Source organism: Chloroflexota bacterium (assembly GCA_020850535.1).
Taxonomy (GTDB): domain Bacteria; phylum Chloroflexota; class UBA6077; order UBA6077; family JACCZL01; genus JADZEM01.
This window is the reverse complement of record JADZEM010000086.1, coordinates 18,720-37,633: the sequence shown is the minus strand read 5'-3', so window position 1 is coordinate 37,633 and position 18,914 is coordinate 18,720. Positions and strand designations below refer to the sequence as shown.

The window sequence follows — 18,914 nt, the reverse complement described above, 5'->3', positions numbered from 1 at the left end:
GAGGAACCTCTCATGTGCACAGGAATCGCGATGCGTTCGGGCCTGCTCGGGCTCGACGACGACCTTCGGGACCACCTCGTGGTGCGCTTGAACCAGAGCCTGGCGAATCTGACCGATCTCGCCTCGGCGTACGACCAGGCTCACTGGAACGTGACGGGCGCCAACTTCTCCCAGCTCCACGAGCTGTTCGACCGCTTCGCCAGCCAGACCCGCGAGTACATGGACATGGTCGCCGAACGGGCCGTGACGCTGGGCGGCGCCGCTCACGGAACGATCCAGGCGGCGGCCGAGGGCAGCCATCTGACCGCTTTTCCAGTGGCCGAGCGGAGCCAGTGGCGGTTGGTCGAGGAACTCGTCCATCGTCTGGAGCATGTTGGCGCCGAGCTCCGCCAGGCGATGGACGCCAGCGCCGACGAGGCCGCCACCGAGGATGTCTTCATCGAAGTGCTGCGCGGCATCGAGAAGCAGCACTGGATCTTGCGGGAACATCTCGCGTAGATCGGCAGCCGCTCCGGTTCGAGAGGAAGACACTATGCTCAAGCACCTGCTCGTTCCACTCGACGGCTCGCCGCTCGCCGAGCACGCCCTCCCGTACGCTGCTGCGTTGGCGCGCGCACTCGGCGCTCGGTTGACCTTGCTCTACGCCCGGTGGCCCGTCGTCCCTGAGAGCGACAGCCCTGACCTCGACGGCATCGCCGCGCGACTGAGGAACGAGGGCATCGCCGTCGATGCTCGCCGATGCCATCTCCCGAGCCCGGGTGAGACCGGCCGGACCATCCTCGAAGCCGCCGCCGACCAGGGGGCCGACGCCGTCATCATGGCAACGCACGGTCGTGGGGGACTGGGGCGGCTGCTGTACGGCAGCGTAACCGACTACATCCTTCGCCATTCGACGTTGCCCGTGATCGTGATGTCGCCGCTCTGCGAGCGCTCGTGGTCAAGCGACCGTCCCCTGCGCGTGCTCGTCACGCTTGATGGCTCCGAACTGTCGGAGGAAGTCCTCCAGCCACTTCGCGAGCTGCTGGGAGCAGCCCGACCGGAGTTGACAATGCTGCGGGTAGCCGAGGCAATCGACTTCATCAAGCCGCATGGGGATGAATGCGACGCCTGCCGGGCAGCTCGCGCACGCGGTACGGAGCCGGACATCGAGCCGGTCAGGCTCAAGCGCTACCTGGAAAGCAGAGCCAGCGATCTTCGGGCGGCTGGGATGAACGTCGAGGTCGAGACGCATCTCGGCCCGCCGGCGTCAATAATCGTCAGAGTCGCAGATGACCGTGAAGTCGACATGATCGCGATGGCGACCCGTGGTCGTGGAGGCCTTCGGCGAGTCCTCCTGGGGAGCGTCACAACCGAGACACTGAGGCAGGCCCGCGTCCCCCTCCTCCTGGTGCGGCCCAGCCCACAGCGGGACATCTCGCCGGAGATGGATCTCCAGGACAGCGCCAAAACTGGTGGTTCGGCATCCGAAGAGGTCGTGCCGTGACCGCGGCCGGAGGGGTCACGTCTGCAGATAACGCCCGACGAGTGACGCGCAGTGTGCTGTCTCGATGCTCGACCCTCAGCGGGTGCCGGAGCATCCCGTTATGCGGCACACTTGGTCCCAGGTGATGTCGTGGACGAACAGGAATGACTGACAAGCGGCGGCCTCGCGCCGCCTACCTGGGCGAGCAGCCCCCGCCGTACTACCGGAAGCTGAACGGGGAGCGCTTCGCGCTCCCGACGGAGGACGACGCGGCGACCGGAATGCGGCGACGCCTCAACAGGGGGCTCGGGGCGGTGGATCGGTCGGCGTTCCTGGCGCACGCCAACGCGGACGGACTTGACCACATGGTCAAGGTCGTGCCGCTGCCGCTGCGCATCCCGCGTGCGCTCAGCCAGGCTGTGATCCGCGAGATGGCGGCGCTGCGGCAGGCTGAGGTGCTGACCGTGCTGCGCGGCGGTCGGCGCACCGATCTCGCCCGCCCGCTCTCGCCTGAGCAGCGTGCCCACGTGCGCACACACGCCCCGAATCTGATCGACGTGATCCGGCGGATCGAGGCGGCGCTGGTCGACGGAGACCTCTTCCTGCGCACCGTCAAGTACGACGACGCGCGGTACTCGTCGACGCACCAGACCGACAACCTCGGCGGCGAGAACTACCACTTCGACGCCCAGGAGGCGACGCTCGATCAGTGGAGCGGCGTCATCCACCAGTACTTCGCGAACGTGGCGACGCTCCCGCGCCAGTTCCGCATCCTGCCAGTCACGCTGCCCGAGATGATCGAGCGGCTGGTGCAGGACGGGCACCTCGCCCGCGAGGCCGCGCGGACCACGAAGATCCGCACCATTCTTGAGACGTTCCGCGCCCGTTATGACGAGCCGGTCGAGCAGATCATCGTCGAGTCGGGGCAGCTTGCCATCTTCGACGGCCGCCTCTGGGCGCACGACGCCGGCAAGGGCCGCCTGCGCGATCTGGTGGCTGGTCGCTTCGTCCCAAGCCGCGAGCCGGACCTTGTCATCACGCTGGACTCGAAGAAGACCGGCTTCCACGAGGGCATGTACGACCCGTCACAGCCCTTTCTCGACGACCCCGGCCACCCCTCCTACTGGGAGCGGATGACGAAGCTCGCCTGACGCCCGTCCACATACCTGCCCGGCGTGGGCGAGCGCGCCTCCGTACCGCGAGCGTCGGCGAGCCGGACTCGTGCGTCAGGAAGTCAGAGCCCAACTCGCTGACACTCGTGGTACGGATGGCGTCCTATCTGAACGGCATTGGGCTTTCAAGCCCCGACAAGCCCCATTGTGTCAGATTGCCAATGCTGTCGGAGGGGGTATCCCCCGCGCGCCACACCGCCATTTCTGGCCTCCTGCTTACTTGTCACACGACTTTCGAGCGCGCCCGCCGCGCTGTGCTACGATCCCAGTCCGATCCGCCTCTTCGCGTGTGGCGCCCCGATTCAGCCGCTGCCCCGTGCGCGCGTGCTGACCACGCCCCCGGAGACCGGCTCGTACCTGTGGAGGAAGGAACCTCAATGGCGACGTCGATCAAGACCCCACGGATGCTCGGCCAGCCAATCAAGCGGCGCGAAGATCCCCGGCTCATCACCGGCGCCGGCCAGTACCTCGACGACCTCTCGTTCCCTGGCATGCTGCACATGGTCGCGGTGCGCAGCCCGTACGGCCATGCCCGCGTCAACGGCATCGATGCCTCCGAGGCGCTGAAGCTCCCCGGCGTGGTTGCCGTCCTGACGGCCAGGGACATCGAGGGCGCGACGACCGGCCCGATGCCGTACGAGTTCGGCTGGCAGCCTTTCGAAGACGTCAACGATTTCGCACGAGGCCCGCTGGCAACCGACAAGGTTCGCTACGTCGGCGATCCCGTCGCCGTCGTCGTCGCCGAGACGCGCTACGCCGCCAAGGATGCTGCCGCGCTGGTCGAGGTCGACTACGAGCCGCTGCCGGCCATCGTGGACCCCGAGAAGGCCCTGGAGGCAGGCGCGCCGCTCCTCTTCGAGGCGTCGGGCACCAACCTCGGCCACACCCAGACCAAGACCGCCGGCGATGTGGACACGGCGTTCGCCCAGGCTGACAAGATCGTGACGATCCGCGTCAACAACCAGCGCGTGATCCCCGCGCCGATGGAGATGCGCGGCACCATCGCGCTCTGGCGTCCAGACGGCGCAGACACGCCCGGCGAGCTGACCGTCTACGAGACCACCCAGGGCGTGCACGGTCTGCGGCGTGCGCTCGCCCCGCTGCTCGGCTACCCCGAGAACAAGGTCCGCGTCATCGTGCCCGACATGGGCGGCGGCTTCGGCAACCGCTCGGACTGCGCGCCCGAGACCGTCCTGACCTGTATCGCGGCGAAGAAGCTCAACCGCCCGGTCAAGTACCAGGAGACCAGAACCGAAAGCAACCAGGCCGCCATGCATGGCCGCGGTCAGCTCGACATCGTCGAGGCGGCCGTCAAGAACGACGGCAAGGTGCTCGGACTCAAGGTCACGGCGATCTGCGACATCGGGGCCTACAACCAGTTTCTCTCGCCGATCATGGGCATGCTGACCGGTGTGATGATCCCCGGCAACTACGACATCCCGAACCTCTACTACCATCTGAAGGGCGTCTACACCAACAAGACTCCCGTCGGTGCGTATCGCGGAGCGGGCCGCCCCGAGGCGACCTACCTGCTCGAGTGCGCGATGGACGAGATCGCGTTCCAACTGGGACTGGACCCGGCCGAAGTGCGCCGCAAGAACTTCATCAGCAAGGACGCCTTCCCTCACAAGACCCCGTTCGGCACAAACTACGACACCGGCGACTACGAGCTGGCGCTCGACCGGGCGCTGGAGTTCGGTGGGTACAAGGCCCTCCGCGCCGAGCAGAAGCAGGCCGCGGCTGAGGGCAAGCTGATGGGCGTCGGCCTGTCGGCGTACGTCGAGATCTGCGGGTTTGGCCCGTGGGAGCAGGCGACCGTCCGGGTCGACCCGAGCGGCAAGATCCGGGCGTATACCGGCACCTCGCCGCACGGCCAGGGCACGGCGACCACCCTCGCGCAGATCATCTCCGAGGATATGGGCGTCGACATCGACGACATCATCGTGATCCATGGCGACACCGCGCAGGTCGCAGCGGGCAACGGCACCGGTGGCAGCCGTGGCGTCGTGCAAGGCGGCAGCGCCATGTTGCTGGCGTCGAATCAGGTGCGCGACAAAGCTGTTCGCATCGCCGCGCACCTGATGGAGGTCTCCCCGGACGACATCGAAGTGGTTGGCGGCGGGTACGCCGTCAAGGGCGCTGAGGATCGCAAGAAGACCATCGGCGAGATTGCGTCGGCAGCCTACGGCGGCAACGTGCCGGCCGGCGACGAGCCGGGCCTGGAGGCAACCCGCTTCTTCACCGCCCCCGGCGAGACGTTCCCGTTCGGCGTCCACATCGCCGTCGTGGACATCGACAAGGAGACGGGCCGCACGACGCTCCGCCGCATGATCTGCGTGGACGACTGCGGCACGGTCGTCAACCCGCTCCTACTCGACGGCCAGCGGCACGGCGGCATCGCACAGGGGGCCGCGCAGGCGCTCTGCGAGGAGGTCGTCTACGACGACGACGGCCAGTTGATCACCAGCACCTTTGGCGACTACGCCATCCCGACGGCGCACTCCCTGCCAATGTTCGAGCTGGACCGCACCGAGACGCTCTCACCGCGCAACCCGATCGGCGCCAAGGGTATCGGTGAGGCCGGAACCATCGGCAGCACCCCGGCCGTCCGCAGCGCCGTGATGGACGCCCTCAAGCAGGTCGGCGTCAAGAGCTTCGACATGCCCGCATCCTCGGCACGAGTCTGGCGCGCGATCCAGGAGGCCCAGGCATAGCCCAGGCGTAAGACCAGCGTTGCCGGTTTCGGCTTTCAGCGGGGCGGGGCTTCGGCCTCGCCCCGCTGCTGTTGCGCCATCTTGACCGGCGCGGGCGCTGTTCGCGTGCCCGGTCCGCAATGGACGATCTCGCAAGGCTCGACCAGCATCCAAACTGCCCGGGCGGCTGAGCACTCCTGTTGTCTTCGCGCCGGTACCATGTATCCTCTACTCGGGCATGCTGCATGATGCCCTCGCCTCACATCGCCGTGGCGCGCTCATTGGACATCGTAGTCCGTCAGGGTACGCAACCTGAACGGTCGAGATCCCCTACCTCTGCGAATTCCTGCTGCCACAAACGTATCAATCTCGCGGACGGCATCACGTGCCGCCGACGCACATCGTTTTGCAACATCAAACGCGATCTCTGCCGGTGACTTTTCCTATCGACGCCGACGCACGTCCATCGTACAATCGGCTCGGTCCCACAATGCCGTGGGCTAACTCCGTCTCCTGGCAGCAAGGAAAGGGACTATCATGGTGAGCCACGCCGCTGGCGGCTCCTCAGCTCGACGCAGGAGCGACGGTCGGACCGGTCGCCGCCTCGTCCTCCTCGAAGGAGGCCGGTCTTCCAGTTCGCCGTCGTCACACGCGCGGGCGCTCCCGCCCGCCGAGGCGCTCGACCTCCAGCATGACGTGCTCGCCTTGATCACGAAGTACCAGACCATCGACGCGGAGCTGCGGGCGCGGCTGCCCCAGGATGTCATGCGGTTGGTTGATGCGTTGGCCGACGCCGCCCGTGACATCGCGATGATCGAAGCAACGCTGGGAGACGGCCCGTACAGTTGAGGCGCCGCCCTCGCCGACGATGGCCGACGATGGCTCCCTGTCGCGCTGCCCACGACCGCGCTTCGGTGGGACTGTTCCATGTCCTCGGGCGGCACGGGCGGGGCACGGCTCACAGCGTGGGCAGTCGGTCGAAGGGTCGAGCTGCTCTCGGGCATAGTTAGAACACTACTCAATATATAGTAGCCCGAATAAACTCGTATCACCATATCGATGAGTACAGATATACGATGAGCGTCGTCAGATCGGTTTGACGGTACGCTTGGAAGCGCCCTCGGCAGACATACGCGCTGATGTTCGAAGAATGCGCGTCACTCTCACCCCACACCTGGCGTTGTTGCTAGTGTCGGGCGCTTCCATCGACGGCCCGACGACCCCGCTCGTGGCGCGCCGATCGCTGTCCGTGCGGGCGCACGCCAGTCGACTATTCAGCATACGCACGCTCCACCGCTCGCCAGGCATCGCACACCCGTACGCCATCCGACAAGGGCAAACCAGCCGAAAGACTGGGACGCAAAGCCACGGGTCTACCCCCGCAAGGGCACGACAGCCGGGCTACCGACGTGGTCGCCTCAACGCCGCAGCCGACCCACCACGGTAGCCGCTGCCTGTCCTCGAACAGGAGCCAGAGCACCATGTGTCGTCAGACTGCTGCGTGGTCCCGCGCGCGTCGCGCCGCCCTCAGGCTGATGCCGGCGCTCCTGGTGGTCCTCCTGATCTGGCAGGCGGTCGCCGCCCCCGAGCCGATCCGTCCCGACACCGCGCTCGCGGCCCCGAGCGATGCCTCGCTGGCCGCGCCGCTCGGGAGCGTCACGTCGTCGTTCCCGCTCGGCATCTTCGAAGACGGCAACATGATCTTTGGGAACTCCACCGCCTTCGAGACCATGATCCTGGCGGCGCAGGCACGCGGCCTCGACACGGTGCTCTTCAACAACAACTCGGCCATCCGCGATGTCGCGATGCTCGACGTGTCCGACCGCCTGGGGTTCCAGGTCGTCTTCGGTCCGCACCACGAACTGCACGACGACTGGTACGCGGCCTCGGTCCCCGTCACCATCGAGCAGGCGCGGTCAGTGGTGTACCCGCTGGTGGACGCCGTCAAGGCCCATTCGAGCATCGTCGGCTACAACACGGCGGACGAGCCGCACCTGGCAGATACCGATAAGGTCACCCTCGCCACGCAGGCGTTCAAGGAGCGAGACCCATCGCGCGCGGTCGCCCCTGTCCTCATCGGCATCAATCGCGGCGATCAGATCTTCGACGCCGCCAACCCCGACATGATGATCTCCGACGTCTACCCCGTGGGGGCGGACAACCCGTCCTGTAACTTCTTGATGAGCGGCTTCGGCTACCCGACGTTCACATTCGCGGACTACGTTCGGCGCTTCAGCCAGAGCCGGCCGGCCAACAAGCCGCTCTGGCTGATCCTCCAGACCCACAATGTCGGCAGCGGCGGCGCCTATTCACTGCGCCAGCCCACCGCCGCCGAGGTCCGCGCCCAGCACTGGATGGCCATCGGCGAGGGCGCGACAGGCATCTTCTGGTACATCTACAGCAGCCAGCAGGGCTGGACGGGCCTGAAGGACAATCCGACCCTGTTCAACGAGATCGGCGTGCAGGCACAACGGACCGCGCCGCTGCGCTCGCTCCTGCTCGGCCTGCACCGCATCGACGATCAGTTCATCCTGTCCGGCGCGGCCGGCGCATATGTCAGCACGCTGGCCTCGGCGGACAGCTCGCGGAAGTTCGTAACCGTCGTGAACACGGCAAGCTGCACGGGCACCACGAACATCTCGGTGCTCTCACCGCTGCTCTCCGGCCGCCTGAAGGACGTTGAATCCAACGAGCTGTTCGACCTGGGCGCACCGATCCCGTTCGGCCCCGGCGACGGCCGCATCTTCGAGCTGGTGCCGCTGCCCGTCGTCCCCGGCCCGACGCCGACGCCGGCCGGCCTCGGCCCGAACCTGGTGGTCAACAACAGCTTCGACAGCAACATCGCCAGTTGGCAGACCCGCCCGAACGCCTCGTGGGACGCCACGACCGGCCACGACGGAGCCGGCTCGTTCAAGGTCAGCGGCAGCAGCAGCTCCTACTCGCAGCAGGCGATCACCCTGACGCCCGGCGCAACCTATCTCCTCAAGTACTGGATCAAGACCGACAGCGTCACGGGGCAGGGCGTGACGATGCGCTACGCCCAGCTCAACCCGTCAACGGCCATTCTGAAGCTGCCGCCGCACGTCACCGGCACGACCGGCTGGACCAGCGTCGTCACCACGTTCACCGTCCCGGCCGATTACGTCAACGGGCGACTCGACGTGATCTGGGACATCTCCGGTGGCTCGGCCTGGATCGACGACATGGTGCTGGCACAGCTCGGCGTGTCCGTCCCGACCGCTACCGCGACGCCAACCGGCACGGTGATTGCCAGCCCGACGACGAGTGCCGCCACCTCCACGCCGACGGCGACCCTGACGCGCACGGCCACCGCTACCCGGACGCCGCTCGTGAGCCAGACGCCGCTGCCCACCTCCACCCTGACGCCGACGCCTCCTCCGATGTCCTGCTCGCCCAGGCCGCCGGTTCAGGTGCAGACCAGCCTCGCATCCGGCGGGCGGCTCCTCGCGACGATCTCGGTCAGCGGACCCGGCAACCGGCTGCTCGGGCTGCGCGTGTCGCAGACCCAGAACGCGCTGGTGGACGCCACCGGGCTGACCGGACGCAGCGGCCAGTTCACTGTCAGCGTATCCGCTGGCGCAACCAGTGCGTCATTCTACGTGCGCCGGTCCGGCGGCGGGCCAGCGACCGTCAGCCTGGTGGCAACCGACGCCTGCGGCGAGTGGCCCACCCTCGTCGGAGGCGGCAGCTCGGCGTTCTGATGCGCGCCTCGCGGCGCGGCAGCGGCAGGTAGCCACAACCGCATCGTGGTTCCCTTGCCGACCGTGCTCTCGGCTGTCAGCCGGCCGCCGTGGACCCGCGCCACCCAGGCGCAGATGGCCAGCCCGAGGCCAGCCCCACCGCTGGCCCGCTCTCGCGACGACGCTGCCCGGTAGAACCGCTCGAACAGGCGCGGCAGGTGCTCCGGTGAGATCCCGACGCCGGAGTCGGCAACCTCGATCGCAACGCCGTCGCCGGCGCAGCCCAGTCGCAGCCTGATGCTCCCGCCGGCCGGCGTGTACCGCAGGGCGTTCTCCAGCAGATTCAGCAGCAGCTGAGTCAGCCAGATCGGGTCGCCGTTGACCTCGGGCACGTCGTCCAGGGTGACCTCGAGCCGCACGCCCTGTACCCGGGCCTGCGGTGCGACGCTCACGCCCAGGTCGGCAACCAGCTCCTGCACGTCAGTCGGGACCAGCGTCACCGCGCCCGGGCCATCTGCACGGGCGAGCGTCAGGAGGCGGTCGAGCAGGTGGGCCAGCCGCTCATGCTCGGTCCGCACACCCCGGAGGACATCGGCATACTCGTCCGGGGTACGCGGCCGGGAGAGCGCCACGTCGAGCTGGGTGCGGATGATGCCGAGCGGCGAGCGCAGCTCGTGCGATGCGTCGGCCGTGAACTGACGCTGCCGCTCAAACGCCACCTCCAACCGCGCGATCATGCTGTCGAATGCTCGCGCCAGCCGCCCGATCTCGTCGTCTGGCAGATTCAACGCGAGTCGGCGCGAGAGGTCATCCGCGCCGATGGCCTCGGCCTCTCGGGTCATCCGCGCGATGGGCGCGAGCGCTCGCCCCGCCAGGAAGATTCCGCCAATCCCAGCCAGCGCCAACGCCAGGAGCGTGCCAGCGACGCCGTACAGTTGGAGCTGTCCAAGCACCCGCTCGTTCTCGGCTGTCGAACGGCCAACCTGTACTGTTCCCGAGGCGCGCCCCCGATAGGTCAGCTGGCGCGTCATCAACCGGACCCTCATGCCCGACGTGAGCCGCTCGTCTCCGCTGCCGGTGACAGTCGGCGCGGACAGTGACCGCGCGGCAGACGCGTCGATGCGCGCGCCGTCCTCCCAGCCGCCGAGCAGGCGTCCGCGTGCGTCCCAGATGCGCAGAACGTCCAGCCCGATCGCCTGCGACGCCAGCTCGTCGATCAGGTGGCTGCCCCGACGCTCGTTCTCGCGACCCTCCTCCTCCAGCTCGTGCAGAACCGCCTGCTCGACGGTTCGCGTACGCGCATTCAACGATGCATCCAGCGCCGCCGTCAGCGTCCGATCCACCAGGACCATCGCCAGCAGCCCCAGCCCGAGCAGCGTCGCCGCCAGCAGCCCGATGTACCAGAGGGCCAGACGTGCGCGCGCATGGAGCTGCCAGCGAGGCAGCCGGTGTCTTGGCACGGCAGTCGAGGTCATTCGCCGCTCGCCTCGATCTTGTAGCCGATGCCGCGCACCGTCTGAATCGGCGAAGGCGTCCCGAGCTTTCGGCGCAGCCGCCCGATGTACACCTCGACCAGGTTCGACTCATCCGGGAAGTCGTATCCCCAGACGCTCTCGACGATCGCATCGCGTGGCACGATCCACCCTGGCCGCCGCAGCAGCGTCTCGAGGATGGCGTACTCACGCAGTGTCACCGAGACCGGGATGCCAGCGCGGGCAACCAGGCGCGCGGCAGGATCGAGCGTCAGGTCGCCGGCCCGCAGCAGCGCCTCCTTCGCTGGCGTGCCGCGCCGGAGCAGCGCCCGGATACGGGCCAGCAGCTCCTCGAAGTCGAACGGCTTGGTCAGGTAGTCATCGGCCCCGCTGTCCAGGCCAGCCACTTTGTCGGCGGTGGTATCACGAGCCGTCAGCAGCAGGATGGGCGCAGTCCCGCCGCGCGCACGAAGCCGCCGGCAGATGGTCAGGCCATCCACGCCCGGCAGCTGAATGTCCAGCACCACGGCGTCGTACGGGTTGAGCTCGGCAAAAGCCAGCGCATCGTCGCCCGTGAGCGCCACGTCCACGGCGTATCCCTGCTCCCGCAGTCCCTGGCCCAGCGACTCGGCCAGCCGCTCTTCGTCCTCAGCAACCAGCACGCGCATGGCTGCTCCTGTTCCGCCTGTGCGTCACGACATTCATGTCTGATTCAGCCTGCATGCGTACGGTCGGACTGACGGGTGCACGCCAGGCCGTTCGCCGCGACGTGCGACGGGCAGGGGCCACGTGGCTCCTCAACACTGCCGCCCGTCGGGGAGTGCTCCGTACGTGGGTCGTCTGATTCGCCGTCTGTCGCTGGCCGGCATCGCCGTGCTCGGCACCGTGTTTCTTGCCATCCAACTTGTACCGTACGGGCGGCCGGGGCCGAACCCGCCCGTGCGCGTCGAGCCGCGCTGGGACTCGCCAACCACGCGGCAACTGGCCGCGCGGGCCTGCTTCGACTGTCATAGTAACGAGACAACCTACCCCTGGTATAGCTACGTTGCGCCGGTCTCCTGGCTGGTGGCGCGGGACGTCACGGAGGGCCGCGCCAAGCTGAACTTCTCGGAGTGGGATCTGCCGCAGCGAGAGGCCGGCGAGGCCGCCAAGGAGCTGCAAAAGGGCAAGATGCCGATGCCGATCTACCTCCCCACCCACCCCGAGGCCGGCCTTGCCGACGACGAGAAGCGGGCGCTGATCCGGGGACTTCAGGCGACCGTCTCCGCCGACCGGCCGCGCCGCCGCTAGCGTGCCGGGTGGTCGGCCCGCTGCGCGCGCCGACCACCGACCGCCACCAGCACCCGGTAGCAAGTCAGGAACACGATGCTGCTGGCCGTCACGATGTAGAGGGCGAGCATCACGCCCGTGCCGGTGTCCGTGCCAGCCCCGATCCCGTGGGCCACGCTCAGCCAGTACACGGCGAAGCTGCTGAAGTGCAGGAGACGCCAGGTTCGCAGGCCGATCTGCCGCCGGACGTAGAAGCTGAACGTCAGCGGGAACAGGATGTACGCCGCCACCTGCCCCAGACCGACCCAGGCCGGCTCGTGCTGAACGGCCGTGAACGGCACGAGCAATTGATCGACGCGGTAGCTGGCGTAGCGGTCGCCGAGCAAGATCACGATGTGGAACACCAGCAGCGTCAGCCCCAGGAGGCTCGCGAACTGGTGCAGATCGGCCACGGCTGGCCCGCCCGCCCACAGCCGCGCAAACCGGTTGGTGAGTGACAGCCCGAGGACGCACGACAGCCAGAGCAGCAGGTAGGCCACCACTCCAGACGCCCGGCTGAGATACCAGTACGCCTTCGGCTGCTCGCCCAGCAGCGAAGCGGCGAGATCGGGCAGCAGCGCCGGCAGGATGAACGCCGCGAGGATGCCACCGAGCGCCGCGCCTCCGAGCAGGAGCAGCACCGCATCGAGCGTGACGGCAGGCTCCAGCGTCTCCAGATCGGTGACCGGCGCCAGCGGCGGACGTGGCGCCAATGGCGGGCGTGGCGCCAGCGGAGGACGAGGCGTCAGCGACGGGCGGGGAACGCGGACTGGCCACGCCGCCACCCGGCCTGGGTCAGTATGGGATGACATAGTCACTCCAGCGGGGAGTCGTGAGCACGGCCCCATCGGCCCGCACGACGAGGCCCGCCAGATCCTGCGCGCGCAGCCGTGCCAGCCCACCGCCAACGCCCAGGAGCAACGCCGCCTTCGCCTCGACGTCCGCCTCGGTGGTGGTCGGCGCGATGACTGTGACGGAGACGACGTCCGTTTGCGCGGGACGGCCGGTGCGCGGATCGATCAGATGGTGCTGTGACCGGCCGTGATGGGTCCAGCGACGGTAGTCCGTCCCCGAGGTCGCGATGCCGGCGTCCCGCAGCGAGACGAGGGCGAGGTCGGCGTCGGGGTCGTGCGGGCTCGCGACGGCCACCACCCAGCCATCCTGCCCGGACGGCCTGCCGCGTGCTGCGAGGTCTCCACCCACATCGACAAGGCACGGCCCGCCGAGCGCCAGGAGGTCGGCAAGCCGGTCGGCAGTCCAGCCCTTGGCGACGCCAGCAAGGTCGAGACGGAGGCCAGCCGGCAGCCAGACTTGCCGACCGAAGCCGGCAGTTCGGACTGACTGCCAGTCGCGGCTGGCTCGCCATTGCGGCGACGGCCGCAGACGGCGCTGCGCCACGACGCGTGGTCGCGGAGAGCGACCGGGCGCGCTGTTCGGCGCGGGCTGGCCTACACGATCGCCCGTATCCAGATCGCCGGCTGCCCCAGCCGACCGTGGCCCTGTGTTGGTCTTGACCCGCGCGAAATCCCGGTCGTAGCCGGCCGCTTCGAGCGCTGACAGAACGGTCGGCGTACACAGGCCATCGGTACGCCGCGCCGCCTTGAGCGCCACCAACAGGATAGTCGCCATCGTCGGCGAGACCGACTGCCAGCGGCCGGCCCCCGCGTTCATGCGGCAGAGCTCACTGTCGGGGCGGAAGCGGCTCAGGCACTGCTCGATCTCCTCGACGGTCTCGCGCCCGAGGGCCAGCAGCAGCCGCCCGAGATCCTGGTCTACGGCTTCGAGGGTGAGCTGCATCCCGCAGCCCATCGCGCGGAACGCCGAGACCATCGGGGCGGGCGGTTGCTCGGCCTGGAGGCTGTCCGCCCCAGCCGACGAGGCCGTCACCAGTGGGCGCCGTTCGGTGCTGACCATCGCGGCCTCAGCGCGACGACCGCGATCGACCGGCCGGCTTCGGCGTCGGGGCGGGTTTCGGCGCAGGCGGCGCTACCGCCGGCTTTGGCGGTGGCGGAACCGGCGTGGGCGGCGGTGGCGGCGGGGGCGGCGGTGGAGCTGGCTTCGGAGTTGGCGGGGGCGCAGCCGGGGCTGGTGGTGGCGCAGCCGGAGCCGGCGGCAGTGGCGGCGGCGCTGCCTGAACCGGCGCTGATGGCCTGGCAGCCTCGCGCGGAGTGGCCGGCGCCCGCTGCACTGGCTTTGGGACGGGCGCGCTGCTGGCAGCCTGACGGGCCGCCGTGGGCTGCACAGCCTGCGTCGGTGCGAGGGTCGGGACGAGCGTCGGCGTGGGAGTCGCCGTGGCCTCAGGGATCAGGGTGGGCGTCGGCGGGTCGACAACCTCAGGGATCGCCGGCAGGTCGAGCGTGGACGGGGCCTGCTCGGCGGCCGCCACCGACGCCGCCAGGAGCGACGACGGTTCCGGTACCAGGGTCGGCAGCAGTACCCGCGTCGGCGCAGCCGTCACGAGGTCAATTGGCGGCGCAGGCCGCTCGCGCACCGCCAGCAGCGCCCATCCGCCGAGCGTGGACGAGACGGCGACGGCCAGCATCAGCGCTTTCGAGGCAACGTCCGCACGGCGAGGCCGACGTGGGGCCTGTGGGGGCCTAGTCGCGATCCCGGTCGCCATCGCGTCCCTTTCGCCGTCCTTCCGAGGACTCGCGGCTGTTCCGAGACTGGATCGCCGACTGCACGATGGCCGTCGTCTGCGTCGCGAGCGACTGGATGCTCTGGCGCGGGCGCGGGGTCGGCTGGGGCTGAGCTGGCGGGCGGGCCTGGGACGTCAGGCCACGGGGCGTTGGCGTGGCCGTCGGGGCTACGTTCCGTGGGACAGCCGGCGCCGGCATGGCGGTGGCTGCGACTGCCGCGACGAAGAACGGCGCTGGCTGGGCAGCAGTGGGCTGTGACTGAGGCCGTGGCTGCGGCTGAGATGCCACGACCACCGGTCGGGACGGCGCAGGCTGGGCGGCCGGGCCGATGACCTGAGGCGCGGGAAGCTCCGCCACGACGCTCGGAGCTTCCCGCACAGGCGCAGCGGCCTCGGCATCAGCACTGATGCCGGCCGCTGCATCCTCAACGGCGGGAGCAGTGTCGGCGGGCGCAACGGCGACCGCTGCTTCGGACGTGACGGGGGCGGCGGCCGCCGTCTCGGATGTCGCGGGCACGGCCACCGCCACCTGCCCACCCTCGGACAGCCGGCGATTCGCCTCGGCCAGCCGTTCCTGGTAGACCCGCTCGCGCTCGCGCAGCTCGGCGTTCTGCCCCTGGAGCTGCTCGACCATCTGGAGCAGCGAGGCGATCCGCTCGTAGCTCACCGCCAGGGCTGAGTTGGAGAGCTGAAGCTGCTCCAGCTCCTCGGCGACGAGCGCCCCCAGATCGCCATCCGCGCCATCGCCATTGTCCATTGCCGCCGACTCGACCGCTGCCGGATCGGCTCCCATGACCCGCACGACCACGCCGACGGCGCCCAGCAGCGCCACGACGGTCAAGGCGAGCGAGATCAGCAGGGCCGCACGCTGTGACATGGACTGCTCCCTCTGACTGGCGACGCCGCGTGCTGCAACGCCGCCGCTGAGACCAGTCTGGCCACGAAAAGTAAATCAGACCTGAATGTCAGCGCGGAACCGAAATCGGTGTTCGCCTGCGAACACCGGTCCGATCTGCCGCCGTCCAGGCTGTTGAGGACTACTCCTGACTCGCGCGCAGGGCGTTGACGATCACGCCGACATCGATGGCCTCCTGCAGCGCCGCGCCGAAGATCGGCGGCACGAAGCCGAACGCCGCGAACCCCATGCCGACGATGGACAGGCCGATACCCCACAGGATGCTCTGTACGGCGATGTGCACGGTCCGCTTCGAGACGGCGACGGCCTCGCCAACCAGGCCGAAGTCGCCGCCCAGGAAGACGATGTCGGCCGCCTCCGACGCCGCCGTCTGCTCCTCATTGCTGAACACGAGGCCGACATCCGCCAGCGCCAGCGCTGGCGCGTCGTTGATGCCGTCGCCCACCATCGCGGTGACCTTGCCCTGCCGGCGCAACGCCTCGATACCGGCCTGCTTGTCGGCCGGCGAGCACTCGGCCTTGACGACGACGTCGCTGCCAAGCTGGCCGGCCACCTTCATGGCGGCCTCACGACGGTCACCCGTGAAGATGTGCAGCTGCATGCCGAGTTGCCGCAGGCGCGCGATGGTGACGCCCGAATCGCCCTTCAACTGATCTTCGAAGGCGAAGGCTGCCAGCCGTTCGCCATCGGACGTCAACTCGACCGCCATGCCGCCGCGATCGACCACCCGGCTGATCGTGTAGCGGCGACCGTCGACCACCCCGCCGATGCCCTGCCCGATCACCTCGCGGACCTCGGCGGCGTGGACGGGCGTCGCGTCGTGGTCGCGCGCATACTGCACCAGCGCCTTCGCCAGTGGATGCAGCGAGCTGCGCTCGATGGCCTCGACGATGCCGAGCAGGCGCGGCATCGGCTGGTCCGACAGGTTGACGACCTCGCTGACCTGTGGCCGACCGAGCGTGATGGTGCCGGTCTTGTCGAAGATGATCGCGTCGATCCTCGACAGCGTCTCCAGGGCGCTCAGGTTCTTGACGATGATCTTGCGGCGGGCGGCGGCGTTGACCCCGCCGAGCAACGCGATGGGCGTCGCCAGGATCAGCGGGCAGGGCGTCGCGACCACCAGCACCGAGAGCATGGCATGGACGCCGTCCACGCCTCGGACCTGCTCGGCAAAGACGTAAGCGAAGGCGGCGATCAACAGGCTCACCACCGTGAACGCGCCGCTGTACCGATCCGCAAGCCGGACCATCGGCGCTTTCTCGTCCTGCGCCGCCTGCACCATCTCGACGATCCTGGCATAGATGGAGTCGCCCGCAGGCCGCGTCACCCGCACCACGATCGGATCGCCGATGTTCACGGTGCCGCTGCGGACCGGATCGCCGTCCACCTTCTCGATCTCATACGGCTCACCCGTCAACGACGACTCGTCGGTCAACCCCGAGGCCGACTCCAGGACGCCGTCCAGCGGGATGACCTCGCCCTTCCGCAGGTAGATCAGGCGCCCAACCTGGACCTCGGCGATCGGGACGGATGCGCCCGGCTCACCCTGCTCCGGCGAGGGACCGTCCCAGAGCAGCACGTCTGCTGGCAGACGCGAGATCAGCGCCGTCAGCGAGCGCTTCGCCCGCGAGACGCCGTACTCCTCCAGCGTTCGGCCGCTAGAGACCATCAGCGCGATGATGGCCGACACCACGTACTCGCCGGCAATGATGCCCACGGCGATGGCCAGGATGGCGATGTAGTCGAGCGCGTACTGGCGCTTGAGCAGCAGCGTGACCGTCTCGGTGACCAGCCCCCAGCTCCCGAGCAAGGTCACCGCCACGGCGATGGCGACGGCCGGCGTGCGCTGCCCGGCCCAGTCCAGCCCGAGGTACGCGACGATGCCCAGGAGGACCGTGCCAGGAACCCAGAACTCGCGAACGAGGGCAAACCACCAGCGTGAGCCTGGGCTCACGGACTCGCTTTGCATCGTCTGCACCGCGCCTTTCCATCGCACTTATGCAACATGAGTCCTCCGTCAGTCTACGACGGATCGGCGCCATGTGCAAGAGGCATTCGGCGCGCCCGCTGCATGCGGTTCGCGGCGGCTCACCCCTCAGGCGTGCGAGGGAACGGCGGCAGGAGTGTGTGGGCTGGAACGGGCCGGGTCAGGGGCGGCGCGCTACCAGCCGCCGGGCCAGGGCCGTCTGGAGATGCTGCGCCCAGGCCTGCGCCGCCGTGTCGCGGGTGCGGTCCACGACGGTCTTGCCGCGATTCCCGCCGGCACAGGCCGCCAGATTCGGGTCCAGGCAGCGGAAGTAGCGCAGCGCGTAGCCGCCGTCGGCCTCCACCGCCGTCGTCGCCAGGGCCAGCCCGTTCGCCCGCACCATCTGGAGCCATTTGCTCTGTCCATCGACGGCGTGCAGCGCCAGGTGCCCGAAGCTCGTCCAGGCCGCGTACGAGGTGTACACCTGCTCGACGCCGGCCTCAAGGTTGTAGCCACCCTTCTCGCGATTCCAGAACGCCGCGTGGATCGCCTCGCCCATCGCCTTCGCGCGGGCCGCCCGCTCGGGGTTGCCGTCCATCGTGCCGATCAGCAACTGCGCCTCGATGGCGATGCTCTGGTCGTAGTTGAAGTAGCGGTCGCTGCGGACCTCGCCGCCGGCCCGCTCAGAGGGCCGCTGGTAGCGGACGCTCCAGCGGTAGAGGTTGCGGCTGTTGTCGAAGAGGTGGCCGTCGAGCCAGGTGATCGTCACGAACGCCCGATCGCGATAGGTCGGGTCGCCCGTCACGGCGTACAGCCGTGCGAAGAACAGGGCCGCCAGGGCGTTGCTCTGGGCCGGCTTCCCTTCATCCGAGTCGCCACGGCCGGTGCTCCACCAGAAGCCACCGCCGAAGGTGTCGTCCCAGAGGCCGCTCTCAGTCAGGTACTCGGCTTCCTGGATCGCGGCGTAGACGTAGTAGTCGCGGGAGAAGTTGTCGTCGGCGGCGTCCGCAGCCGCCAGCAGCGCCAGCCCGGCCAGCGCGTTGTCGTCGGCGAACTGCGACTGCCGCGTGACCTTGTTGCCGCTGGCGTTCGAGCGCGGATAGTAGCCGCCATCGTCCTGGTCCCACAGCCGATCCAGGAAGACGAAGCCCTTGTCCACGTGGCAGCGAGCGTCGTCCTCGTCCCAGGCCGGGATGCGCTGGCCACGGCTGTTCTGGCGGACGGTGGCGCCCTTGACCCGGCTCGGGTCCGCCGAGAGCAGGGTCGCATCCGCCCACAGCTGCGACACGACGTACCACTGGTCAACGGTGTCCGGCTCGCGGTTGCTGCGCTTGTACGCCACGAAGCGCGCGCCGTCGCACGAGTTGCCGCCGCCAAACACACGGAGGGTGTCTCTGGTGGTGCGCTGCACCCGCTGGGCCCCCCGGAGCAGATCGGCGGCCTCATCCTGCGCGTCGGGCGCAGCGGCGGCAGCCGGCGTCGCCAACGGTACGGTGCCGGCGGCAAGCACCAGCAGCGCCAGAACCAGCGCCAGAACCTGCGAAGACGTCGGTCGAGCGTTCATCTGATGCCCCCTCACGCAGCCC

15 protein-coding genes and 1 riboswitch are annotated in these 18,914 nt (G+C 68.9%); of the genes, 7 read left to right on the top strand and 8 right to left on the bottom strand.

Going from position 1 to position 18,914, the window contains the following annotated elements; translation table 11 throughout:
* Nucleotides 1–12: 12 nt before the first annotated feature.
* From dps to IT306_12505, 6 genes are all read left to right on the top strand, one after another.
* On the top strand, nucleotides 13–498 hold the full coding sequence (gene dps / locus IT306_12530) for a DNA starvation/stationary phase protection protein Dps (GenBank protein MCC7369246.1): 486 nt from the start codon (nucleotides 13–15) through the stop codon (nucleotides 496–498).
* 34 nt (nucleotides 499–532) lie between these two features.
* Nucleotides 533–1,483 carry a universal stress protein gene (locus tag IT306_12525; GenBank protein MCC7369245.1) on the top strand — a complete coding sequence of 317 codons (951 nt, stop codon included), beginning with the start codon at nucleotides 533–535 and terminating at the stop codon, nucleotides 1,481–1,483.
* A 143-nt stretch (nucleotides 1,484–1,626) separates the two neighbouring features.
* Complete coding sequence (locus IT306_12520) at nucleotides 1,627–2,613, top strand: hypothetical protein (GenBank protein MCC7369244.1); 987 nt, start codon at nucleotides 1,627–1,629, stop codon at nucleotides 2,611–2,613.
* A 398-nt stretch (nucleotides 2,614–3,011) separates the two neighbouring features.
* On the top strand, nucleotides 3,012–5,348 hold the full coding sequence (locus tag IT306_12515; protein ID MCC7369243.1) for a xanthine dehydrogenase family protein molybdopterin-binding subunit: 2,337 nt from the start codon (nucleotides 3,012–3,014) through the stop codon (nucleotides 5,346–5,348).
* A gap of 675 nt (nucleotides 5,349–6,023) precedes the next feature.
* The gene (locus IT306_12510) at nucleotides 6,024–6,176 is read left to right on the top strand and encodes a hypothetical protein (protein MCC7369242.1); all 153 of its coding nucleotides are present in this window, start codon (nucleotides 6,024–6,026) and stop codon (nucleotides 6,174–6,176) included.
* 475 nt (nucleotides 6,177–6,651) lie between these two features.
* A riboswitch (cyclic di-GMP riboswitch) is annotated at nucleotides 6,652–6,736 on the top strand.
* Between the two features lie 72 nt (nucleotides 6,737–6,808).
* Nucleotides 6,809–9,049, top strand: coding sequence for a carbohydrate binding domain-containing protein (locus IT306_12505; protein MCC7369241.1), 2,241 nt, complete (start codon nucleotides 6,809–6,811; stop codon nucleotides 9,047–9,049).
* Here the strand turns inward: IT306_12505 and IT306_12500 are convergent.
* Nucleotides 8,944–10,503: a HAMP domain-containing protein gene (locus IT306_12500; protein ID MCC7369240.1), complete on the bottom strand. Its 1,560-nt coding sequence runs from the start codon at nucleotides 10,501–10,503 to the stop codon at nucleotides 8,944–8,946. The two genes, IT306_12505 and IT306_12500, sit on opposite strands and share 106 nt — an antisense overlap.
* A complete protein-coding gene (locus IT306_12495; protein ID MCC7369239.1) occupies nucleotides 10,500–11,168 on the bottom strand; it encodes a response regulator transcription factor in 669 nt (222 codons plus the stop codon). The genes IT306_12500 and IT306_12495 overlap by 4 nt, the downstream gene beginning before the upstream one ends.
* Before the next feature lie 184 nt (nucleotides 11,169–11,352).
* Here IT306_12495 and IT306_12490 point away from each other — a divergent pair, with 184 nt between their 5' ends.
* Nucleotides 11,353–11,790: a heme-binding domain-containing protein gene (locus tag IT306_12490; GenBank protein ID MCC7369238.1), complete on the top strand. Its 438-nt coding sequence runs from the start codon at nucleotides 11,353–11,355 to the stop codon at nucleotides 11,788–11,790.
* Here IT306_12490 and IT306_12485 read toward each other — a convergent pair.
* The 6 genes from IT306_12485 to IT306_12460 all read right to left on the bottom strand — a co-directional run bounded on the left by IT306_12485 (nucleotide 11,787) and on the right by IT306_12460 (nucleotide 18,892).
* Complete coding sequence (locus tag IT306_12485) at nucleotides 11,787–12,521, bottom strand: ferric reductase-like transmembrane domain-containing protein (GenBank protein ID MCC7369237.1); 735 nt, start codon at nucleotides 12,519–12,521, stop codon at nucleotides 11,787–11,789. The two genes, IT306_12490 and IT306_12485, sit on opposite strands and share 4 nt — an antisense overlap.
* 82 nt (nucleotides 12,522–12,603) lie before the next feature.
* Entirely contained in the window at nucleotides 12,604–13,722 is a 1,119-nt protein-coding gene (locus IT306_12480; protein ID MCC7369236.1) for an FAD:protein FMN transferase, read from the bottom strand.
* Nucleotides 13,723–13,729: 7 nt separating this feature from the next.
* Complete coding sequence (locus tag IT306_12475) at nucleotides 13,730–14,350, bottom strand: hypothetical protein (GenBank protein MCC7369235.1); 621 nt, start codon at nucleotides 14,348–14,350, stop codon at nucleotides 13,730–13,732.
* A 55-nt stretch (nucleotides 14,351–14,405) separates the two neighbouring features.
* A complete protein-coding gene (locus tag IT306_12470) occupies nucleotides 14,406–15,323 on the bottom strand; it encodes a hypothetical protein (GenBank protein ID MCC7369234.1) in 918 nt (305 codons plus the stop codon).
* Nucleotides 15,324–15,483: 160 nt separating this feature from the next.
* The gene (cadA, locus tag IT306_12465) at nucleotides 15,484–17,340 is read right to left on the bottom strand and encodes a cadmium-translocating P-type ATPase (protein ID MCC7369233.1); all 1,857 of its coding nucleotides are present in this window, start codon (nucleotides 17,338–17,340) and stop codon (nucleotides 15,484–15,486) included.
* Nucleotides 17,341–17,509: 169 nt separating this feature from the next.
* Nucleotides 17,510–18,892 (bottom strand): hypothetical protein, encoded by a 1,383-nt coding sequence (locus IT306_12460; GenBank protein MCC7369232.1) that lies wholly within the window; start codon nucleotides 18,890–18,892, stop codon nucleotides 17,510–17,512.
* Between the last annotated feature and the right edge of the window lie 22 nt (nucleotides 18,893–18,914).

Bases quoted from the DNA above. Each gene is read 5' to 3' on its own strand.
- IT306_12525 (MCC7369245.1), top strand. From the start codon at position 533: ATGCTCAAGCACCTGCTCGTTCCACTCGACGGCTCGCCGCTCGCCGAG.
- IT306_12480 (MCC7369236.1), bottom strand. From the start codon at position 13,722: ATGGTCAGCACCGAACGGCGCCCACTGGTGACGGCCTCGTCGGCTGGG.
- IT306_12520 (MCC7369244.1), top strand. From the start codon at position 1,627: ATGACTGACAAGCGGCGGCCTCGCGCCGCCTACCTGGGCGAGCAGCCC.
- IT306_12470 (MCC7369234.1), bottom strand. From the start codon at position 15,323: ATGTCACAGCGTGCGGCCCTGCTGATCTCGCTCGCCTTGACCGTCGTG.
- IT306_12460 (MCC7369232.1), bottom strand. From the start codon at position 18,892: ATGAACGCTCGACCGACGTCTTCGCAGGTTCTGGCGCTGGTTCTGGCG.
- IT306_12515 (MCC7369243.1), top strand. From the start codon at position 3,012: ATGGCGACGTCGATCAAGACCCCACGGATGCTCGGCCAGCCAATCAAG.
- IT306_12495 (MCC7369239.1), bottom strand. From the start codon at position 11,168: ATGCGCGTGCTGGTTGCTGAGGACGAAGAGCGGCTGGCCGAGTCGCTG.
- IT306_12475 (MCC7369235.1), bottom strand. From the start codon at position 14,350: ATGCTGGCCGTCGCCGTCTCGTCCACGCTCGGCGGATGGGCGCTGCTG.
- IT306_12500 (MCC7369240.1), bottom strand. From the start codon at position 10,503: ATGACCTCGACTGCCGTGCCAAGACACCGGCTGCCTCGCTGGCAGCTC.
- IT306_12505 (MCC7369241.1), top strand. From the start codon at position 6,809: ATGTGTCGTCAGACTGCTGCGTGGTCCCGCGCGCGTCGCGCCGCCCTC.
- dps (MCC7369246.1), top strand. From the start codon at position 13: ATGTGCACAGGAATCGCGATGCGTTCGGGCCTGCTCGGGCTCGACGAC.